The sequence below is a fragment of the Flavobacterium aquicola genome (assembly GCF_003385115.1).
GTDB lineage: Bacteria > Bacteroidota > Bacteroidia > Flavobacteriales > Flavobacteriaceae > Flavobacterium > Flavobacterium aquicola.
In genome coordinates this window covers 68,482-85,704 of sequence record NZ_QUNI01000007.1, presented here as the reverse complement: position 1 = coordinate 85,704, position 17,223 = coordinate 68,482, and the positions used below count along the sequence as shown (strand labels likewise).

The following is a 17,223-nucleotide window of genomic DNA, read 5'->3' as shown; positions in this document are numbered from 1 at the left end:
TTATCGCAATTATCCGTCCAAAAGTAAAAACCAGGAGAAATTTAAATAAAAAAAAAACTAACAAACCTCTTTCAGTTTTAATACAGAAAGAGGTTTGTTTTTAAATATTTTAGGAGCATTAATTTTTGCTCATAAATTAGCATTACAGCTGCTGTCCGCTATATTCCCGATTAACAAAAATTACGGCTGGAAAAGCCTTGCTTTTGTAAATCGGGAGATACCGCTTCCATGAGGTGGCTTACCTATACAATTTTCATAAATTGCTAAAATGCGCGAAACTTACAATTATTGGTTTTAAATTAATTCGCTCTATGGTATGGCATAAATATTGCTACAAGTCAATAACTAAACCAATAAAACCAAATAACATCAATGAAAAGACATCTGCTAATTTTAGTTTTAATTACTGTAAGTATTCAAAGCTTTTCCCAAAATATTGATACTGATATTTTTAACAATCTAACATACGAATCACAAGATAGATTATATAAGTCTTATTTCAAGAGAAACATATTTGGAGATTTGATATTTTCAGACAATAGGAGCAACGAAGTAACTTTAAAAAAGGAATACATAGAATTAAAATACGGTCACCTATCTGATAATTCACAAGAAAAAAATGATGTTTTTATAAATATGATTTATCAATACCGAAAAGATAAAAATTACAAAGTAACTTATTCCATAGATATATTTAACAAAATAGTTATTGAAGATAATAGGAATGGGAAAATAGAAATTGGAAAGGATTTTTTCGGCAATGAAACCTACAACGAAAATGTTGATGGTGAATCTAAATCTATAGAAAGAAACTTTAATGGAGCATTAGAATATAAAGCAAATAATGAAAATGCTATATTAGAAAAAGACAGTTTTAATAAATGGACATACAAAGACTCTTTTGGCAATGAATTGAAATTCAGCAGTAAAACTTGGAATAGATTTATAAATAATTTTGGGACAGAGGAAAATATTTTCCATTACCTGATTAATGAATTTTTGCACCTTTAAACTCAATACAAATAATCTAAAACAAAAAAACGCATTTCTCCTTCATATCTTTTTGTCAATTCTTAACATTTTCACGTATTCAATTCTTAAAAAATCAGCTTCAATTTTATACAAATTGAGAATCCTAAGCGATCAAATTTATTCTTTAAAAAAAATGATATTTATCCTTTTAATATCAAAAAATAACTTTTTAACAAGTAATCGCCACTTTGTTATTTATAGTTATTCACAGAATAAAATGCATCGTTTATTAATTTTCAATAAAAAATATTTAATAATTTTGCCATATAGTTAAAATAATGTAATTATATGCATGCATAATATTTTTTTTGCTCTTTATACATTTTTTATAATTACTTTAGCCAAAATTTATCTGGATATTATCAAAATGAAAATAAAAATAACTGGTATAGGAAGCTATATTCCTGAGAAAAAAATAGACAATACTGATTTTGGCGGCCATATTTTTTTAAACGAAGACGGTTCTCCATTTGCATATCCAAACGAAGTTGTAATCAGCAAATTCAAAGGTATTACAGGTATTGAAAAAAGAAGATACGCCGAGGATCAATATACAGCTTCTGACTTAGCTTTCTTTGCTTCGCAGAAAGCCATAGAAAATGCAGGCATCGATCCGGAAACTCTAGATTATATTATTTTTGCACACAACTTTGGGGATGTAAAATACGGCACAAGCCAATCTGATATTATTCCCAGCTTAGCAACGAGAGTTAAACATAAACTGCAGATAAAAAACCCAAAATGTGTTGCTTATGACATCCTTTTTGGCTGCCCTGGCTGGATTGAAGGCGTGCTGCAGGCCAATGCTTTTATCAAATCAGGAATGGCAAAAAAATGTCTTGTTATTGGCGGAGAAACTTTATCCAGAGTTGTTGATGCTCACGATAGAGACTCTATGATTTATTCTGACGGAGCCGGCGCTTCGATTATTGAAGCCTCAGATGATGAATCTGGAATGCTCTCTTATGAAAGTGCTACTTATGCTGCCGAAGAAGCTAATTTTCTGTTCTTTGGAAAATCATACAATCCTGAATTAGATCCAGACACCAAGTACATCAAAATGTATGGCCGCAAAATATATGAATTTGCATTAAGTCAGGTTCCGGCCGCAATGAAAAGCTGTTTAGAGAGCAGCGGCATTGCAATTGAAGAGGTGAAAAAAATCCTAATTCATCAGGCCAATGAAAAAATGGACGAGGCGATCATTCATCGTTTTTACAAATTACACGGACAGACTCCTCCTAAAAATGTTATGCCAATGTGTATTCATGAATTAGGAAACAGCAGTGTTGCTACTGTACCTACTTTATTTGACCTGCTGATTAGAGGACAAATTGAAGATCAGGAAATAAACAAAGGAGATGTTGTCATTTTTGCTTCGGTAGGAGCAGGAATGAATATCAACGCATTTGTCTATCGATATTAAGAGATTACCTGTATTTTTATATTGCAGAGCCCACATCACTTTATTCGTGATGTGGGCTTTCGCTTTAAATAAAATATGAACACTAAATTATGTTAGGACAAATTTAAAATTACAAACTGTATAAGAAAGAGAATCTTTATATTTGCAGACACTTAAACAAAAGCAGCAGTCAAAATTAAAATCATGTACGAAAAAATATTTCCCAGTAAAAGATTCAAACATACTTTAGAATTTTTAAAGAAACATGTTTCCCCTTCTCAAACCATATTAGATTTAGGTGTTGACAATCCTTTCTCTGCAATCATGAAAGCTGAAGGCTATACTGTTACAAACACAACTGGCGAAGATTTGGATGTTAATCAAAACGTTTTTTCGAAAAGTAAACACGATGTGGTAACTGCTTTTGAAATTTTCGAACATTTACTAAATCCCTACACCATTTTAAGCGAAATAAAGTCTGAAAAGTTATTAATATCAATTCCGCTGCGTCTTTGGTTTTCATCAGCCTACCGAAGTAAAACCGACATGTGGGACAGACATTATCATGAATTTGAAGACTGGCAATTAGACTGGTTATTAGAAAAAACGGGGTGGAAAATCATCGACAGAGAAAAATTCACCCATCCGGTTAAAAAAATTGGATTTCGTCCCTTATTGCGGTCTTTCACACCGAGATACTATATTGTTTATGCGGAAAAGATTAGAAATTAGAAATCATATTTTTGTAATCTTTATCCTGTATTAAATTTATTGATTTAGAATCTTTTTATTCTAGAATAATACAAAATTTAGATTTTTTTACTTTTGTAAGCATGATAATATAATTAATTATTTTTTACGCATTTAAGCGTTTTTATTTGGCATTTAATCGGCGATGTGATAAATTAGCATAATTAAATCTAAACTTTTTATGAAGACAATTTTATCTATTAGCATGTTATTCTTAGTTACAGTATCTTTTAGTCAAAAACTATACATTGTCAAATCAAATGACCTATTTGGGCTCGTTGACGAATCAGGGATCGAAATAGTATCTCCTACATATAATTCCATTGAAGCATTTGGTAAAATTCATCAAGATTGGGCAAAAATAGAACAGAAAAACCTATATGGCCTTATTGACAAAACAGGGAAAATTATTACCGAAGCAAAATATTCATCAATAGGTGTTTATGATGAATACAAAAAAGGGTGGTCTTTGGTACAAAAAGACGGAAAATATGGTTTCATCAACAATACAGGAAAAGAAATAGTCCATTCTATTTATGATAAAATAGGCAAATTTGGAGAATACACTAAAGACTGGGTATTAATTGAATCTCAAAACATTAAAGGATTTATAAATGGGGATGGTACTATTATTGTCCCTTTGAAATATGCTACAATAGAGGAATTTGATAAAATAAGAAAAGACTGGGCTCTAGTTAAGGATCCAAACGGAAAAATGGGCTTCATTGATAAATCTGGAAAAGAAATTATCCCTGTAATTTATGATAGTATTGATGCTTTTACAGATAAAAAAACAGCTGAAAATTCAAGCATAAAAAATGATCAGGCAAGTGTTAACTAATTAGCATCATTATTTAAAAAATTAAAGAGGGGATTTCTTAACAGGAATCCCCTCTTTAATTAATATTATTCATAATTTTACAATTTCTACAAATACTTTTTTATGAATTATTACGTCGTTATTCCTTCACATAATGAAGAAAAATTTATTAGACCAACATTACAATCTTTAATAAATCAAACCGTTTTGCCAAAAAAAGTAGTTGTTGTCAATGATAATTCTACCGATAAAACTGCCGAAATTGTAGAGGCTTTCGCCAAAGACAATCCGTTTATTACTCTAGTAAACAAAACTTCCGAAGCAATACATTTACCGGGAAGCAAAGTTATACAGGCTTTTCAGAAAGGTTTTGAAACTTTGGACGAAGACTACGACGTAATCGTAAAAATAGATGCCGATTTAATTTTTCCTTCTAATTATTTTGAAACCGTAATCAAACATTTTGAATCGGATGACCGAATTGGAATGGCAGGCGGATTTTGCTATATTGAGAAAAATGGCGAATGGATTCTGGAAAACCTTACTGATAAAGACCATATCCGCGGCGCTTTAAAAGCGTATCGAAAAGAAACTTTTAAACAAATTGGCGGATTAAAACCTGCTATGGGCTGGGATACTGTAGACGAACTGCTTTGCAAATATTACAATTGGAAAGTGGTTACCAACGAAAGTTTACATGTAAAACACCTTAAACCAACAGGTGCAAATTATAACAAAACTGCTCGCTACAAACAGGGCGAAGCATTTTACACACTTGGATATGGTTTTTGGATTACAGCAATTGCTTCGGCAAAATTGGCAATGATGAAAAAGAAACCTTTACTTTTCCTTGATTATATCCAAGGTTTCTGGAAAGCAAAATCAGCAAAAAGGCCGTTATTGGTTAGTGATGAACAGGCAAAATTCATTCGTAATTACCGCTTGCAGAAAATGAAAGAGAAATTATTTTAATATTTACCCTTCTGTAATTAAAAACAAAAATTCCAACAAAATACAGTATTTTTGCATACCTGTATTCTTTTCTGAATACTGCAACCCGTAAACTGAATACTAGAAAATGATGCTCATTCGCTATTTATCCCAAATTGGGAAATATTTTTTAATGTGGAAAGAAATCTTCAAGAAGCCAACAAAATGGTCTGTAATGAAAGGTTTAATTTTTAAAGAAGTTGACGATTTAATTATTGATTCATTAGGAATTGTTGCTTTTATTTCATTCTTCGTTGGCGGGGTTGTTTCTATACAGACCGCCTTAAATCTGACCAATTCTTTCATCCCAAAATACCTTATTGGATACGCCACTCGTCAATCAGTGATTTTAGAATTTGCCCCAACTTTTATGTCGATTATTATGGCTGGTAAAATGGGTTCATTTATAACATCAAGCATAGGATCAATGCGTGTTACAGAACAAATTGATGCGCTTGAAGTGATGGGAGTTAATTCTCTTAATTATTTGGTTTTCCCAAAAATAATAGCTTTGCTTTTATATCCATTCCTTATCGGAATTGGAATGTTTTTAGGTATCGCAGGCGGATATATCGCAACCGTTTATGGCGGTTTTGGTGCCGATGTCGATTTTATAGAAGGGATTCAGCGGGATTTCCTTCCTTTTCATGTTGTATATTCTTTCACTAAAACATTTATTTTCGGTATGCTTTTAGCAACAATTCCTTCTTTTCATGGTTATTATATGAAAGGCGGGGCACTTGAAGTAGGTAAGGCAAGTACTGTATCCTTTGTTTGGACTTCGGTTACCATTATTGTACTCAATTATGTTATTACCCAATTACTCTTAACAAAATGATAGAAATAAAAAACATAGAAAAATCATTTAACGGCGTCAAAATTCTGAAAGGGATTTCCAGCGTTTTTGAAGCAGGAAAAACTAATCTAATTATCGGACAGAGTGGATCTGGGAAAACTGTTTTATTGAAATCATTATTGGGAATCCATACTCCAGAGGTAGGAACCATATCATTTGACGGACGAATTTATTCAGATTTAAATGCTGATGAAAAAAGAGAAATACGCACCGAAATTGGAATGCTTTTTCAAGGAAGTGCTCTTTTTGACAGCATGACTGTTTCCGAGAATGTGGCTTTTCCTTTAAGAATGTTCACCAATGACAGTAAATTAAAAATTCAGAAACGAGTAGATTTTGTTTTAGAAAGAGTAAATCTTGTGGGCGCTCATAAAAAATTACCCTCTGAGATTTCTGGAGGAATGCAAAAAAGAGTTGCTATTGCCAGAGCCATCGTAAACAATCCAAAATATTTATTTTGTGATGAACCAAATTCGGGACTAGATCCAAATACGGCAATTTTAATTGACAACCTCATCAAGGAAATAACCGTAGAATACAATATTACAACTGTCGTAAACACACATGATATGAACTCTGTAATGGAAATTGGCGATAATATTTTATTTCTAAAAAACGGAGTTAAAGCCTGGCAGGGAAATAAAGAAGAGATTTTCAGAACTAACAATGAAGCAATTGTAGAATTTGTTTATTCTTCGGAATTGTTCAAAAAAGTTAGGGAAGCGCATTTAAAAGAGTGATCTCTTCAGCAAAATATATAAGAACATCCATCATTGGATTAAAACAAGAAAAGGCAGCAATAATATAATTGCTGCCTTTTTAAGTAAAAATATATTCTCGGTTATTTCAGCTGAGAAATAATTCCTTTTATTTCCTGCTCTTTACTTTTTGGATAAATCAATAAAACTGAATCTTTATCAACTATAATATAATCATCCAATCCGTCAACAATTACTTGTTTTCCTAAAGCCGTTCTTACAATATTATTGGATGAATTCTGCAATAATACCGTAGCATTTACCACTGCATTATTATTATCGTCTTTTGGCAGTTTTTCGTGTAATGAGCCCCAGGTCCCTAAGTCATTCCAATCAAAAGTTGCAGGAAGCACGTACACATTCTGAGCATTCTCCATAATTGCATAATCTATGGAAATATTATCAGCATTTGGATAATTCTCCTGTATAAAAGCAGGTTCATCCTCTGAATTATAAACATCAAAACCTTTCATAAAATGAGCATACATTTCGGGCTGAAATTCTTCAAAAGCTTTTAAAATAGATTTCACGCTCCATATAAAAATACCTGCATTCCACAAATAATTTCTGCTTTGTATAAATCTTCTAGCCGTTTTTGAATCTGGTTTTTCTCTAAACTGAACTACCTTTTTTATCGATCGGCTGTCTAGTTTATCAAATTCAATGTAGCCGTAACCTGTATTAGGAGAAGTTGGCAAAATCCCCAAAGTCATTAAAGACTCTTCTCTTTCGCATAAATCAAAAGAACGCTGTAAATTGGCCACAAACTGCATTTCGTCTTCTATCCAGTGATCACTTGGAGCGACAACCATCACAGCATTTGGGTTCATTTTTTTAATTTTTAACGAAGCGTACAAAATACAAGGTGCAGTATTTCTCATGGCCGGCTCCAAAACAATCTGCTCCTGCTTCACCATTGGCAGTTGTTCTAGAATCAGATCATTGTAGCTCTCATGAGTCAAAATCAAAATATTCTCTTTTGGAATAATTTGTGACAATCGGCTGAAAGTTTTCTGGATTAAAGTTTCTCCAGAACCCAGCATATCATGAAACTGTTTTGGGAACTCTTTTGTACTTACTGGCCAAAATCGCGAACCGATTCCGCCTGCCATCAATATTGCGTAATAATTTTTGTTCATTTTTTAATTTCTTTTAATCGCCTTTTAACGGCTTTTATCAATTTGGCAGCAACTCTACCTCTGCATTTGGATTAAATAAATATAATCGTCCGGAACTTATTTCTAAGCATTCGTATCGCTTAGTTCGTATTGCTATTTTCTTAAAGATTTTCCCATTTGAAATTCTAAAAACACTTCCGTATGGAATTTCAAAGATATAACTTTTATCATTGGGTTTATCATACTGCTTTAAAGCCAGCGCTAATGTTGCATCTGTGTCACTGCTAGCTGACGGATTTTTAAAATGTCTCGCGAGCAAAGGCAGTAAATGATTTGGGAAAATTTCAGGGCGAATATACGGCATCATCAGCCTTTGAAAAGAATATTTCCATTCCTCTCCATGTGGTTTAATGTTTCTCCCAAATTTTTCAAAAGCTACCAAATGCGAAATTTCATGAATCAGCGTAATTAAAAATCTATATTTATTAAGACTTGCATTTACTGTAATTTCATGTTTCCCGCTCGGTCCTTTTCTATAATCACCATGGCGTGTCTGTCTTTCATTGACAATTTTAAGATGCACTTGATTTGCCACAATCAGTTCAAAAACTGGTTTTACGGCATGCTCCGGCAAGTATTTTAAAAGCGTTTCTGACAAAATAGTTATGAGTTATAAATTATGAGTTATGAATTTTTCTTCGAAGTGATGATAATGCTTTCACTCATATCTTATAATTCATAACTTATAATTCTTATGGATTTGTTGAAGAGACTGATAACACTTTACCATTAAAATATTTATTTCCAGTAATTGTAAAATCGTAAATATAATCGGCCATTTCACCTGCTGAAAGCGGTGCCTGATAACCTGGGAATGCTTCCTGCAGCATTTCAGTCTGCACAGAGCCCAAAGCCAAAACATTAAAAGAAATCCCCTGCTCTTTATATTCTTCGGATAATAATTCAGATAAAGTAATTACGGCTCCTTTACTGGAACTGTAAGCTGCTAATCCTGCAAATTTTAGACTCCCCTGAATTCCTCCCATAGAACTGATAGTTACAACATGACTGCCTTTTTGAAGAAATGGAATACAGATTCGAGTCAAATTAGCAACACCAAAAACATTTACTTTATATATGTTTTCGAAATCCTGCTGCGTCGTTTCCGAAAAAGGTTTTAATAATAAACTCCCAGCGTTATGAACAACTGCATCTATTTTTTTCCAAGTACTGGATAAAAATTCTGTCACTTGCTGCAGTTCTGATTCATTGGACAAATCAACCGAAAGAAAAGTTATATTTTTATGAGAAAGCAATTCCTGATTAGCTTTTCTCGACAGAGCCAGCACTTGATGACCTGCATTTGCAAACTTCAAAGCTAATTCAAAACCTATTCCTCTGCTTGTTCCTGTAACGATAATATTTTTCATACCGCAAAAATAATCAAAACGGTCAAAAAACTGCAACTTTTAAATTTCAAAAACTCACATCCATTAGATCGCAAAAAATTATAGCTGCATTTTACTTATTTTTACAAAAAAATAGAATTGCCAAAATGATTGATCATATCCAATTTGAAACAGCAAAAATCACTGACATCGAAGGTATATTGGCATTACAGAAAATTTATCTGGTCTCGAACATGACCGAAGAAGAAAAAACTGCTGGTTTTGTAACAACTCCCTTTTCTATTGAACAATTAGAAGAAGTTATTCGTCAGGAAGGTTTATTTACTGCCAAAGATAATGACAAAATTATCGCTTACATTTTTGCAGCAAGCTGGCAGTATTTCAGCCAATGGGCGATTTTTAATTACATGACGCCAATGCTTCCGGGACTTACTTTCAAAGATTTCAAAATGACTGATACCAATACTTTTCAATACGGTCCAATCTGCATTGACAAAAAATATAGAGGAAAAGGGCTGATCAATCCTTTCTTTGACTTTATGAGGATTCATCTTCTGAAAAAATTTCCTGTGGGGATTACTTTTATCAACAAAACCAATATACCCTCACAAAAAGCACATATTGAAAAACTAAAATGGTCTGTTATTGGTGATTTTCAATTCAATAATAACAACTATTTCATTTTGGCATACGACATGAGCCAATCGTCTTTGTGATTCTATCTAATGTATTTTTTATAGACTTTAAAAATCTGGAAGAAAGCCAAAACCACAAAAAATAACGGAATACATACCGGCATGATGTATTTTGAAAAAGAAAATGCGTTCTGAGATAAAGAATCCAGTACCAATATTGCTAATAACATTCCCCAAAAAGTTCCAACTAAAGTTCCAAAAATATAATGGAATTTTAGTTTACTATGCAATACTATGTGATTAGCATTCATCAGATATAAATTCCAAGCCATCCAAAACGGTATTTGAAGAAAATTTAGCCCGCACAATACCATTCCGATTAAAAAGGGAGAATACCGAACATAACTTTCTAAATAATTATGTTCTTCGACTGATTGATTCGAATGGGCATAAAATAAATAAGCCAGCAGAAAAAGAAAAAATACGGCAAAGAAATCAATCCCTTTCATTAACTTTTTATTGCTCACTAGTTTATTGGCAAAAATCACCGTGAAATAAATCACTACAGCTTCAACAACAATAACGCCCAACAAATAAAAAACCAAAGGATTTATTCCAAATTTAGAAAAAACCTCAACTCCAATGATATTCAAATAACCAAGCGGTAGTGAGCCTAGAAAGCTCACTACAAATCCAACTGCTATATTTTTAAAAGCTTTCATTTATTGAAAGTTTATTATTTTCTTATTTTGCATTTGATGCAGACGATATTCTTTCATTCCTGCTTTGTGTGACAGATACGGAAATCCATTTTGATAATTAGCTGCACTAATTTCAAACATATAAGTAATGTGCCGAGCGAGTTCTTTCCATGCAAATAACAGACTGTGTTTGGGGTCATAAATATGTGTTGGTTCACTGGCTGCGCCGTTCAGCTCAACAATCGAGAAGTTTTTTCCTTGTTCCAAATCTGAAAATGAATCATACATAATATCCAGTCTTCCAAAATGAAAACCTGGAATCTGCGCACACATTTCATTGAAAGTTTTTGTAAGCTCCGGCGAAATCCAATGACTTACATCTAAAAATTTAGCTCCGCGCGCATGATTCCCATAAGGCACAAGATTTATTTTTTCGCCGTCGGGCAGGATTTCTTGTAATTTACTTCCGTATTCCTCTTTCAGGACTTTTAACTGAAATTCATATCTGGGATTTTCTTTTATCAGTTCTTCAATAGTAGCTGCACCATTTCCGGTAATAATTAAAAATTCCTTGGCGACTATTCCAGTAATTCGGCCATTCTTTTCATGCGGATAGCGTACATAGAAAATACCTACTTCGTTTTTATACGGAATCAAATCCTGAACAATAAAATCAAAATGAGCTCTTTCAGAATACTGTTTCAAATCGGCTGGTGTTTCTATTTTTTTCACAGCAGAACCCCGAAGACCAATATCTGGTTTAGCAATAAAAGGATATCTGATTCCTGCATTTTCCAATACCTTACTTATGTCTTCAATACAAGTTCCAGCTTTGACCAATTCCGTTTTGGGATAATATTTTTCGGGAATCAAATTATAAATCTGCTTTTTGCTTTCCATCATAAAACCTCCATTTTTGATGGTCGGATTGGAAGCATTGAAGAAAAAAATGGATCTTGCTTTAACCGAATAATAAGCCCACAAAAAATATATTGGTATGTACACCATTTGAAAAGGCCAATATTCCCAGTGGGTCAATTTATGAATGAATAGTTTCAATTTTCTAATTTTTTATAAGCTTTGAAAAGTTCTAAAATTTGCAGAAGCTATTAAATGGAAATAAATGTTTTAGAATATTCTTTTTCTGTAATCAAGTCAAAATGATGAATGATTACTTTGTTTTTTTCAATAACCGATTGAGTAATACTCAGCGTTTTCATTTCGCCATTTCTATTTATAACCAAACCGTCCTGATCATTTTCTGCTTCGGTATAACGATGGAAATGAAGCATTTTACTCTCCGTAATTTCAGGATTTGAATCTAAAAAAGTGTAAAACCAGCTTGATCTCTGTTCTCGAATTTCTTTAGAATACAAGGTCGATGATGACCAAATATAATTTTTATCAATCTCTAAATCTACAGTAGATTTTTCGGTTCCATCCCAGCGTAATTGAAAAAGCTGCTTATCCTGAAACAAAACTAGGGTAAAAGGTTCTATATTTTCTAAATTTATTCCATTCCAAAAATCCTTTGGCGAAGCACTGCCAATCATTTCAATAACGATTAAACCACGGCTTTTGCGATAAGGCAATTTCACCAGATGTTTTTTATCGGCTCCATTTAATAAAACCAAAACCGTCCCTTTTTCGTCAACCACATACCAAGTCCCGCCTGCTTTGGAATCTTTTGGATAAATGATATTTTTACCGTTTACTGTGTAATTTTTTGGAGGGACAGCACCCGGCCTGATTATTTTTTCATCCCTATTAGAAGTAATGATAACTTTATCATTGGAACAAACAAAACTTACTGTACACATTGTTTTCTGTATTCTATTGTAGAACGTGCCACTCCAAAATTGGCATCAACAGCTACGTTTTCACATTGTAAAACCGCCACTTTAATCAATGCCTGATGATGAATACAATGTTCAAAATTATATAACAGTTCGCGGTAATAATTACTTTGAATATTTACAGCATTCCCATCGATAGTCTGTTTCAATTCTAGATTTCTGTTCTCTTTTGATATACAGTTTTTAACATCCAAAATCATTTGAACTGCAAAATCAGTATTGGTTTCAATCAATGTATTTCGCTCTCTTTTATCATAATTTACAATTCCTGAATCATAATTTTGATTCAAGCACTGAAACATTTCAATAATATGTCGGGTATGTTCTCCAATGCTGGAACCGCTCAATTCAAAACACGATTTTGAATATTCCTCTTGAGACAGCTGATTGAGCAATGCAATCAATTCGTCAAGGCTATTATTTATACATGGAATCAGCATATTATAATTTCAATTTTAAGAGGTTGATAATTTTACTTTTATTCCAATAAATTAATGCAGTGGAACAAAGAAAGGTAATTATTGCCAAAATAAACAACTCCCCTCCGTCATTTTTAACTTCGATTCCAAGTACAAAAAGATGTGAAAAAATAGCACCCAGCATTACTCCCGCTCCCATTAATGCTCCTAACCAAGTAGTACGGGGAATTAAAATTAAAACAGAAGCAATTAACTCAACAATTCCTGATCCAATTCTTCCATAGGGTTCCATTCCCAAAGTCGAAAAAATATAAACACTTTCTTCGGCAGCTGTAAATTTAAAATACAGAGTCTGCAGTAAAATGGCTGAAGCTGTCAGCCGAAATATCCATTGTACAATTGATGTTTTCATGATTTCTTATTTTATAATTTTATTCCAATTTGCTCCTGCACTTGCTTTCAGGCTGGCTTCATTTTTATTCCAGCTTTTTAAGGTATTATTGAAATAAGCATTATAAAACAGATACAGTTTTCCATCAATGATTTTAAATGTCTCGGGATTGATTTCGACTTTTTCTCCTGCGCTTCCCATAGCATAGGCACACCAGCCACCGTACTGCGGTTCATAAGAAGAAGGATTTTTCGCAAAGAATTCTTTATTTGATACTGACGAAAATTGATAAATTACACCTTCATAAGTTACAATTAATTCTTTTTTGCCTTTTATAGCTTTACCTTGTTTAAAGTATGAAACAGGATCATATCCCTGAATACCAACTTTATTATCCAAATTATATTCGGATGTTCTTTTACCCGCACTTTGTGCCACTGCTACTGAAGATACAAAGACAATCAACAGTAATACTACTACTCTTTTCATAATAATCTATTTTTATCGATTTTGATATTACAAATTTAAAGCAGTAAAAAAGCGCAAAATGTCGGGTAGTTTACATTGGAGGCAAAATTTCTAAAATTAACTGACCGCTTTAGCAAAACCAACAGTATCACGATAGGTTTGAGGAGAAACTTCCGCATTAATTTTAAAGAAACGGCTAAAATAATGCTCATCATCATACCCGAGATCATAGGCAATTTCTTTTACCGGTTTGTTTGTTAAATACAATTCCCTTTTGGCTTCGATAATAATTCGTTCTGCTATTAAATTGGTCAGCGTTTTATTGAAATGATTTTTTGTGATTTTGGCCAAAGCTTTTGGAGAAATATTAAGTAGATCTGCATAATCACTGGCAGAATGTTTGGTTTTGAAGTTTTGCTCAATGAAATTTTTTAAATTTTGAAGAATAAATGGTGCTGTATTTTCTTCAATGGGCCTAGCAGTATCTGCAAGCTGTTCTTTTTTTAATCGAGAGGCTGTAATGAGAAAAATTTTCAAATAGGATATTAACAGCTCATATTGTGCCAGCGCAGGATTCTGCATTTCAATCTTCATTTGTTCCAAAACCATATTGAATGTATTTCTAGTCCCTTCATCGATAGTCACATACGGCGGTTCATAAATATTATTAAATAAAACTCCATTACATGCTACCTCATCATGATGTTTCATAATGCAGAAAAAATCGGGATGAAAATGAATTACTTTCCCTTCAATAGCATCTTGAGATGACAGCATAAAAGGCTGATATGGCGCAAAAGCTAATAATTGGTCTTTTGTAAAATCATATTCCGAAAAATCTGCCTTTACTTTACCCTCTCCTTTTTGAATCCAAATTAGGGAATAATAATTCAATCGCTGAATGTGGTCAAAACAAGATATGCTTTCAAAAGAAAAAAGTTTGAAAGCTAAATTTCCATTTTGTGGATTGACTAAAGTAAACGCAGATTGATCTATCATAGCATGCTATTTTTATAAACAAATTTAATTTAAACCAGATTCTTTTAGTCTGCTTTTAAGATTTTCTATTTCTTCTTCTAATTTTAAAATATGTTGAAATTTTGGCTCAAAAGCGATTTGTATTTCTTCGATGGTAAAACGCGGTGTGATGTGCTGAGGACAATTCCAGTCAAAAGCTTCAATATGAAAAAGCATTATCCGTTCTGGACGAAACTGATAATCACCTAAATCGAGTTTTGACAGTAATTCTGGATTGTCTTTGAGTTCAATAATTTCGGCTTTGGCATAAATTTTCAATCTTGTTCTTGATGGGTAATCCATCATAATTAATGCTACATTATTGTTGGTCACAAAATTCCCAACTGATATGTACTGTTTGTTTCCAGAAAAATCAATAAAACCAATAGTGTTTTTATCTAAGACTTTCACAAAACCTTTGGGTCCGCCTCGATGCTGAATGTAAGGAAAGTTTTTTTCGCCAATGGATGCCAAATAAAAACTATCCCGATTGGCTATAAAACCCATTTCATTTTCGGATAAACCTTCAATGATATTGAATTTTTCCATTCGTTCATACCCTTTTCTACTACCGTGCATTTCTTGCAACGCTTTAACAGCATCTGTAAATGCAATTTCTGCAAAATTTTTAGCCATGAGAATTATTTAAATTTTCTGTCTTTTTCGTCTATTGGCAAATCATTGATACTGGCAAAACGTTTGCGCATCAAACCATTTTCATCAAATTCCCAATTTTCATTTCCGTAAGCGCGAAACCATTGTCCTGCACTATTTCGGTATTCATATTCAAAACGGACAGCCATTCGATTTTCGCGAAAACCCCATAACTCTTTTTTTAGTTTATAATCAAGTTCCTTCTCCCATTTGGTCTTTAAAAACTCTTTTACGGCATCACGTCCATTAATAAAATCGGTTCGATTACGCCATTCTGTATCAATAGTATATGCCAAAGCAATACGTTCTGGGTCTTTACTATTCCAGGCATCTTCTGCCATTTGTACTTTTTGTAAAGCAGTTTCCATATTAAATGGAGGAAGCGGATGTTTTTGTCCCATAATAATTAAGTTTATTTGAAATATCCTAATGCAAAATAAGATCACATTTTTTTAAACCATATAAGGTATTTAAGTTCATACAAGTTTTAATCTTTCTTCTTAAATGACCTTAAATACCTTATATGGTAAATTTACTTTTTTTTAAAATACAAATTATAGAGATGGCGCCAAAGGAAAATCAACTGGCACTTTTGTCAAATTGTGCAAATAGTTCATCGCTGTTTTATCACTTATTAGAAGTATCAAATCAACTAAATTTTCATTAGTATAACCTTGAGCAAAAAAAGCATTAACTAAATCAGAATTAGCGTTTCCTCTATTCTGTGTAATTTCGCCAGCAAGCTGTACTAATGCATTCAATTTGGCATCAGCAGCTTTTCCTTTTCGGATGTCGAGTATTTGTTCATCTGTAAAGCCATTCATTTTCCCAATAACAGTATGGGCGCTCACGCAATAAATACAGTTGTTAACTTGGCTTACGATTAAATTTACAGCTTCTTTTTCTTTATTGTTTAAAGATGTTTTAGCATTTTGATACGCTAAATATTTTTCTAAGCCATTTTTTGAATTTGCAATTACAGCATATAAATTTGGTACAAATCCTAATGCTTTTTGTAGATTATCAAAAATTACTTGATTGTTTTCTGAAACTTCTGATCTTGTTGGAACTGAAAATGTTGTAGTAGTCATTTTATTTGTTTTTAAAATTGCTTGTCTTTATTGACATTACAAAGATGCGACAGCTTTAAAAGTTATAAAATGGATAATAAACGCAAGGTGATGGACAATTTTCCTTACTAAAAATATACTTATCTATAACGAAGGTAAAAAGGTTGAAAAAACTATAATTTAGCAATATCTTCAATGATAATCTCTTTGCGGTTGTAATACAGCAGGCCGTTTGTTTCCATCTCATTCAGCAATTGTGTAGCTGTCTGCCTGGAAGTACAAATAATTTGAGCAATATCATTCTGAGTCAGATAGTTTTCAAGAACAACTCTATTGTCAGTCCGCCTGCCTTCTCTTTCGGCCCAGTCTTTTAGGAATTGATGCAGCCTTGTTTTGGCATCTTTCGAAATTAAATTAGCATAACTGTTTTTGATGCGTTTCATTTTCAATCCAACAAACTTGGTATAAGACAACGCCAAACTAGGATTTTGAAGTAATAAATTTTCAAAATCAGATAATAAGAAACTGCAGATAATGATTTCATCTGTTAGAGCTTTTGCATATTCATTGGAATTCACATCATTTTCTAATGTCAATTCACCAAACAAATCTCCTTTTTGAATAATGTCTTTGATCGTTTCATTTCCATCTTCATCGACAGCAACGATTTTGATATTCCCTTTTTTAAGCAGAAAAACTCTAGGCACATCTGAGGAAGAAAAATAGATAATATCTCCCTTTTTGGCTTTTTTAAAACCTGTAATGATGCACAACTGTCTGATTTGTGACATACTCAATGTCCAAAACAGCTTGTGATCCCGAAGGTACCAATATTTTAATTCGTCGTACATAAATATAAGTGTTTTCCCAACTC

The 17,223-nt window shown here is 32.7% G+C and carries 22 protein-coding genes; 8 read left to right on the top strand and 14 right to left on the bottom strand.

Features of this window, described 5'->3' with window-relative positions; translation table 11 throughout:
* Positions 1–372 precede the first annotated feature (372 nt).
* The 7 genes from C8P67_RS13090 (at position 373) to C8P67_RS13060 (ending at position 6,593) form a co-directional block, all read left to right on the top strand.
* Positions 373–1,011 (top strand): hypothetical protein, encoded by a 639-nt coding sequence (locus C8P67_RS13090; protein ID WP_115813630.1) that lies wholly within the window; start codon positions 373–375, stop codon positions 1,009–1,011.
* Between the two features lie 388 nt (positions 1,012–1,399).
* Positions 1,400–2,458 carry a 3-oxoacyl-ACP synthase III family protein gene (locus C8P67_RS13085; RefSeq protein ID WP_115813789.1) on the top strand — a complete coding sequence of 353 codons (1,059 nt, stop codon included), beginning with the start codon at positions 1,400–1,402 and terminating at the stop codon, positions 2,456–2,458.
* Between the two features lie 183 nt (positions 2,459–2,641).
* On the top strand, positions 2,642–3,169 hold the full coding sequence (locus C8P67_RS13080; protein ID WP_115813629.1) for a methyltransferase domain-containing protein: 528 nt from the start codon (positions 2,642–2,644) through the stop codon (positions 3,167–3,169).
* A gap of 199 nt (positions 3,170–3,368) precedes the next feature.
* Entirely contained in the window at positions 3,369–4,028 is a 660-nt protein-coding gene (locus tag C8P67_RS13075; protein WP_115813628.1) for a WG repeat-containing protein, read from the top strand.
* A 102-nt stretch (positions 4,029–4,130) separates the two neighbouring features.
* Entirely contained in the window at positions 4,131–4,979 is an 849-nt protein-coding gene (locus tag C8P67_RS13070; RefSeq protein ID WP_115813627.1) for a glycosyltransferase, read from the top strand.
* A gap of 106 nt (positions 4,980–5,085) precedes the next feature.
* Positions 5,086–5,835, top strand: coding sequence for an MlaE family ABC transporter permease (locus C8P67_RS13065; protein WP_115813626.1), 750 nt, complete (start codon positions 5,086–5,088; stop codon positions 5,833–5,835).
* Positions 5,832–6,593 (top strand): ABC transporter ATP-binding protein, encoded by a 762-nt coding sequence (locus C8P67_RS13060; protein WP_115813625.1) that lies wholly within the window; start codon positions 5,832–5,834, stop codon positions 6,591–6,593. The genes C8P67_RS13065 and C8P67_RS13060 overlap by 4 nt, the downstream gene beginning before the upstream one ends.
* A 101-nt stretch (positions 6,594–6,694) precedes the next feature.
* On the opposite strand, the gene C8P67_RS13055 is transcribed toward C8P67_RS13060, so the two are convergent.
* The 3 genes from C8P67_RS13055 to C8P67_RS13045 all read right to left on the bottom strand — a co-directional run bounded on the left by C8P67_RS13055 (position 6,695) and on the right by C8P67_RS13045 (position 9,159).
* Positions 6,695–7,750: a mannose-1-phosphate guanylyltransferase gene (locus tag C8P67_RS13055; RefSeq protein WP_115813624.1), complete on the bottom strand. Its 1,056-nt coding sequence runs from the start codon at positions 7,748–7,750 to the stop codon at positions 6,695–6,697.
* A gap of 37 nt (positions 7,751–7,787) precedes the next feature.
* A complete protein-coding gene (locus tag C8P67_RS13050) occupies positions 7,788–8,387 on the bottom strand; it encodes a SprT-like domain-containing protein (RefSeq protein WP_115813623.1) in 600 nt (199 codons plus the stop codon).
* 94 nt (positions 8,388–8,481) lie between these two features.
* Positions 8,482–9,159, bottom strand: a complete 678-nt coding sequence (locus C8P67_RS13045; RefSeq protein ID WP_115813788.1) for an SDR family NAD(P)-dependent oxidoreductase — start codon at positions 9,157–9,159, stop codon at positions 8,482–8,484.
* Positions 9,160–9,284: 125 nt separating this feature from the next.
* Between C8P67_RS13045 and C8P67_RS13040 the strand changes: the two genes are divergently transcribed.
* Positions 9,285–9,854 carry a GNAT family acetyltransferase gene (locus C8P67_RS13040; protein WP_115813622.1) on the top strand — a complete coding sequence of 190 codons (570 nt, stop codon included), beginning with the start codon at positions 9,285–9,287 and terminating at the stop codon, positions 9,852–9,854.
* Between the two features lie 2 nt (positions 9,855–9,856).
* Here C8P67_RS13040 and C8P67_RS13035 read toward each other — a convergent pair whose 3' ends face one another.
* From C8P67_RS13035 to C8P67_RS12985, 11 genes are all read right to left on the bottom strand, one after another.
* Positions 9,857–10,495: a hypothetical protein gene (locus C8P67_RS13035; RefSeq protein WP_115813621.1), complete on the bottom strand. Its 639-nt coding sequence runs from the start codon at positions 10,493–10,495 to the stop codon at positions 9,857–9,859.
* A complete protein-coding gene (locus tag C8P67_RS13030; RefSeq protein WP_115813620.1) occupies positions 10,496–11,533 on the bottom strand; it encodes an ATP-grasp domain-containing protein in 1,038 nt (345 codons plus the stop codon). It abuts the gene before it with no gap.
* Between the two features lie 50 nt (positions 11,534–11,583).
* On the bottom strand, positions 11,584–12,294 hold the full coding sequence (locus tag C8P67_RS13025; protein WP_115813619.1) for an NRDE family protein: 711 nt from the start codon (positions 12,292–12,294) through the stop codon (positions 11,584–11,586).
* Complete coding sequence (locus C8P67_RS13020; protein ID WP_115813618.1) at positions 12,282–12,770, bottom strand: DinB family protein; 489 nt, start codon at positions 12,768–12,770, stop codon at positions 12,282–12,284. The genes C8P67_RS13025 and C8P67_RS13020 overlap by 13 nt, the downstream gene beginning before the upstream one ends.
* Position 12,771: 1 nt before the next feature.
* Positions 12,772–13,161: a DoxX family protein gene (locus C8P67_RS13015; protein ID WP_115813617.1), complete on the bottom strand. Its 390-nt coding sequence runs from the start codon at positions 13,159–13,161 to the stop codon at positions 12,772–12,774.
* Between the two features lie 6 nt (positions 13,162–13,167).
* Complete coding sequence (locus tag C8P67_RS13010; protein WP_115813616.1) at positions 13,168–13,629, bottom strand: YHS domain-containing (seleno)protein; 462 nt, start codon at positions 13,627–13,629, stop codon at positions 13,168–13,170.
* Positions 13,630–13,725: 96 nt separating this feature from the next.
* Entirely contained in the window at positions 13,726–14,607 is an 882-nt protein-coding gene (locus tag C8P67_RS13005; protein WP_115813615.1) for a helix-turn-helix domain-containing protein, read from the bottom strand.
* A 24-nt stretch (positions 14,608–14,631) separates the two neighbouring features.
* Positions 14,632–15,261, bottom strand: a complete 630-nt coding sequence (locus C8P67_RS13000) for a pyridoxamine 5'-phosphate oxidase family protein (RefSeq protein WP_115813614.1) — start codon at positions 15,259–15,261, stop codon at positions 14,632–14,634.
* A gap of 5 nt (positions 15,262–15,266) precedes the next feature.
* Positions 15,267–15,680, bottom strand: a complete 414-nt coding sequence (locus C8P67_RS12995; RefSeq protein ID WP_211319914.1) for a nuclear transport factor 2 family protein — start codon at positions 15,678–15,680, stop codon at positions 15,267–15,269.
* Between the two features lie 153 nt (positions 15,681–15,833).
* On the bottom strand, positions 15,834–16,370 hold the full coding sequence (locus tag C8P67_RS12990) for a carboxymuconolactone decarboxylase family protein (protein ID WP_115813613.1): 537 nt from the start codon (positions 16,368–16,370) through the stop codon (positions 15,834–15,836).
* A gap of 152 nt (positions 16,371–16,522) precedes the next feature.
* Complete coding sequence (locus C8P67_RS12985; protein ID WP_115813612.1) at positions 16,523–17,200, bottom strand: Crp/Fnr family transcriptional regulator; 678 nt, start codon at positions 17,198–17,200, stop codon at positions 16,523–16,525.
* Positions 17,201–17,223: the final 23 nt, after the last annotated feature.

Coding starts and splice junctions, on each gene's coding strand:
- C8P67_RS13090 (WP_115813630.1), top strand. CDS start 373: ATGAAAAGACATCTGCTAATTTTAGTTTTAATTACTGTAAGTATTCAA.
- C8P67_RS12995 (WP_211319914.1), bottom strand. CDS start 15,680: ATGGGACAAAAACATCCGCTTCCTCCATTTAATATGGAAACTGCTTTA.
- C8P67_RS13005 (WP_115813615.1), bottom strand. CDS start 14,607: ATGATAGATCAATCTGCGTTTACTTTAGTCAATCCACAAAATGGAAAT.
- C8P67_RS13020 (WP_115813618.1), bottom strand. CDS start 12,770: ATGCTGATTCCATGTATAAATAATAGCCTTGACGAATTGATTGCATTG.
- C8P67_RS13060 (WP_115813625.1), top strand. CDS start 5,832: ATGATAGAAATAAAAAACATAGAAAAATCATTTAACGGCGTCAAAATT.
- C8P67_RS13000 (WP_115813614.1), bottom strand. CDS start 15,261: ATGGCTAAAAATTTTGCAGAAATTGCATTTACAGATGCTGTTAAAGCG.
- C8P67_RS13055 (WP_115813624.1), bottom strand. CDS start 7,750: ATGAACAAAAATTATTACGCAATATTGATGGCAGGCGGAATCGGTTCG.
- C8P67_RS13045 (WP_115813788.1), bottom strand. CDS start 9,159: ATGAAAAATATTATCGTTACAGGAACAAGCAGAGGAATAGGTTTTGAA.
- C8P67_RS13075 (WP_115813628.1), top strand. CDS start 3,369: ATGAAGACAATTTTATCTATTAGCATGTTATTCTTAGTTACAGTATCT.
- C8P67_RS13035 (WP_115813621.1), bottom strand. CDS start 10,495: ATGAAAGCTTTTAAAAATATAGCAGTTGGATTTGTAGTGAGCTTTCTA.
- C8P67_RS12990 (WP_115813613.1), bottom strand. CDS start 16,370: ATGACTACTACAACATTTTCAGTTCCAACAAGATCAGAAGTTTCAGAA.
- C8P67_RS13080 (WP_115813629.1), top strand. CDS start 2,642: ATGTACGAAAAAATATTTCCCAGTAAAAGATTCAAACATACTTTAGAA.
- C8P67_RS13070 (WP_115813627.1), top strand. CDS start 4,131: ATGAATTATTACGTCGTTATTCCTTCACATAATGAAGAAAAATTTATT.
- C8P67_RS13010 (WP_115813616.1), bottom strand. CDS start 13,629: ATGAAAAGAGTAGTAGTATTACTGTTGATTGTCTTTGTATCTTCAGTA.
- C8P67_RS13025 (WP_115813619.1), bottom strand. CDS start 12,294: ATGTGTACAGTAAGTTTTGTTTGTTCCAATGATAAAGTTATCATTACT.
- C8P67_RS13085 (WP_115813789.1), top strand. CDS start 1,400: ATGAAAATAAAAATAACTGGTATAGGAAGCTATATTCCTGAGAAAAAA.
- C8P67_RS13015 (WP_115813617.1), bottom strand. CDS start 13,161: ATGAAAACATCAATTGTACAATGGATATTTCGGCTGACAGCTTCAGCC.
- C8P67_RS13065 (WP_115813626.1), top strand. CDS start 5,086: ATGATGCTCATTCGCTATTTATCCCAAATTGGGAAATATTTTTTAATG.
- C8P67_RS13040 (WP_115813622.1), top strand. CDS start 9,285: ATGATTGATCATATCCAATTTGAAACAGCAAAAATCACTGACATCGAA.
- C8P67_RS12985 (WP_115813612.1), bottom strand. CDS start 17,200: ATGTACGACGAATTAAAATATTGGTACCTTCGGGATCACAAGCTGTTT.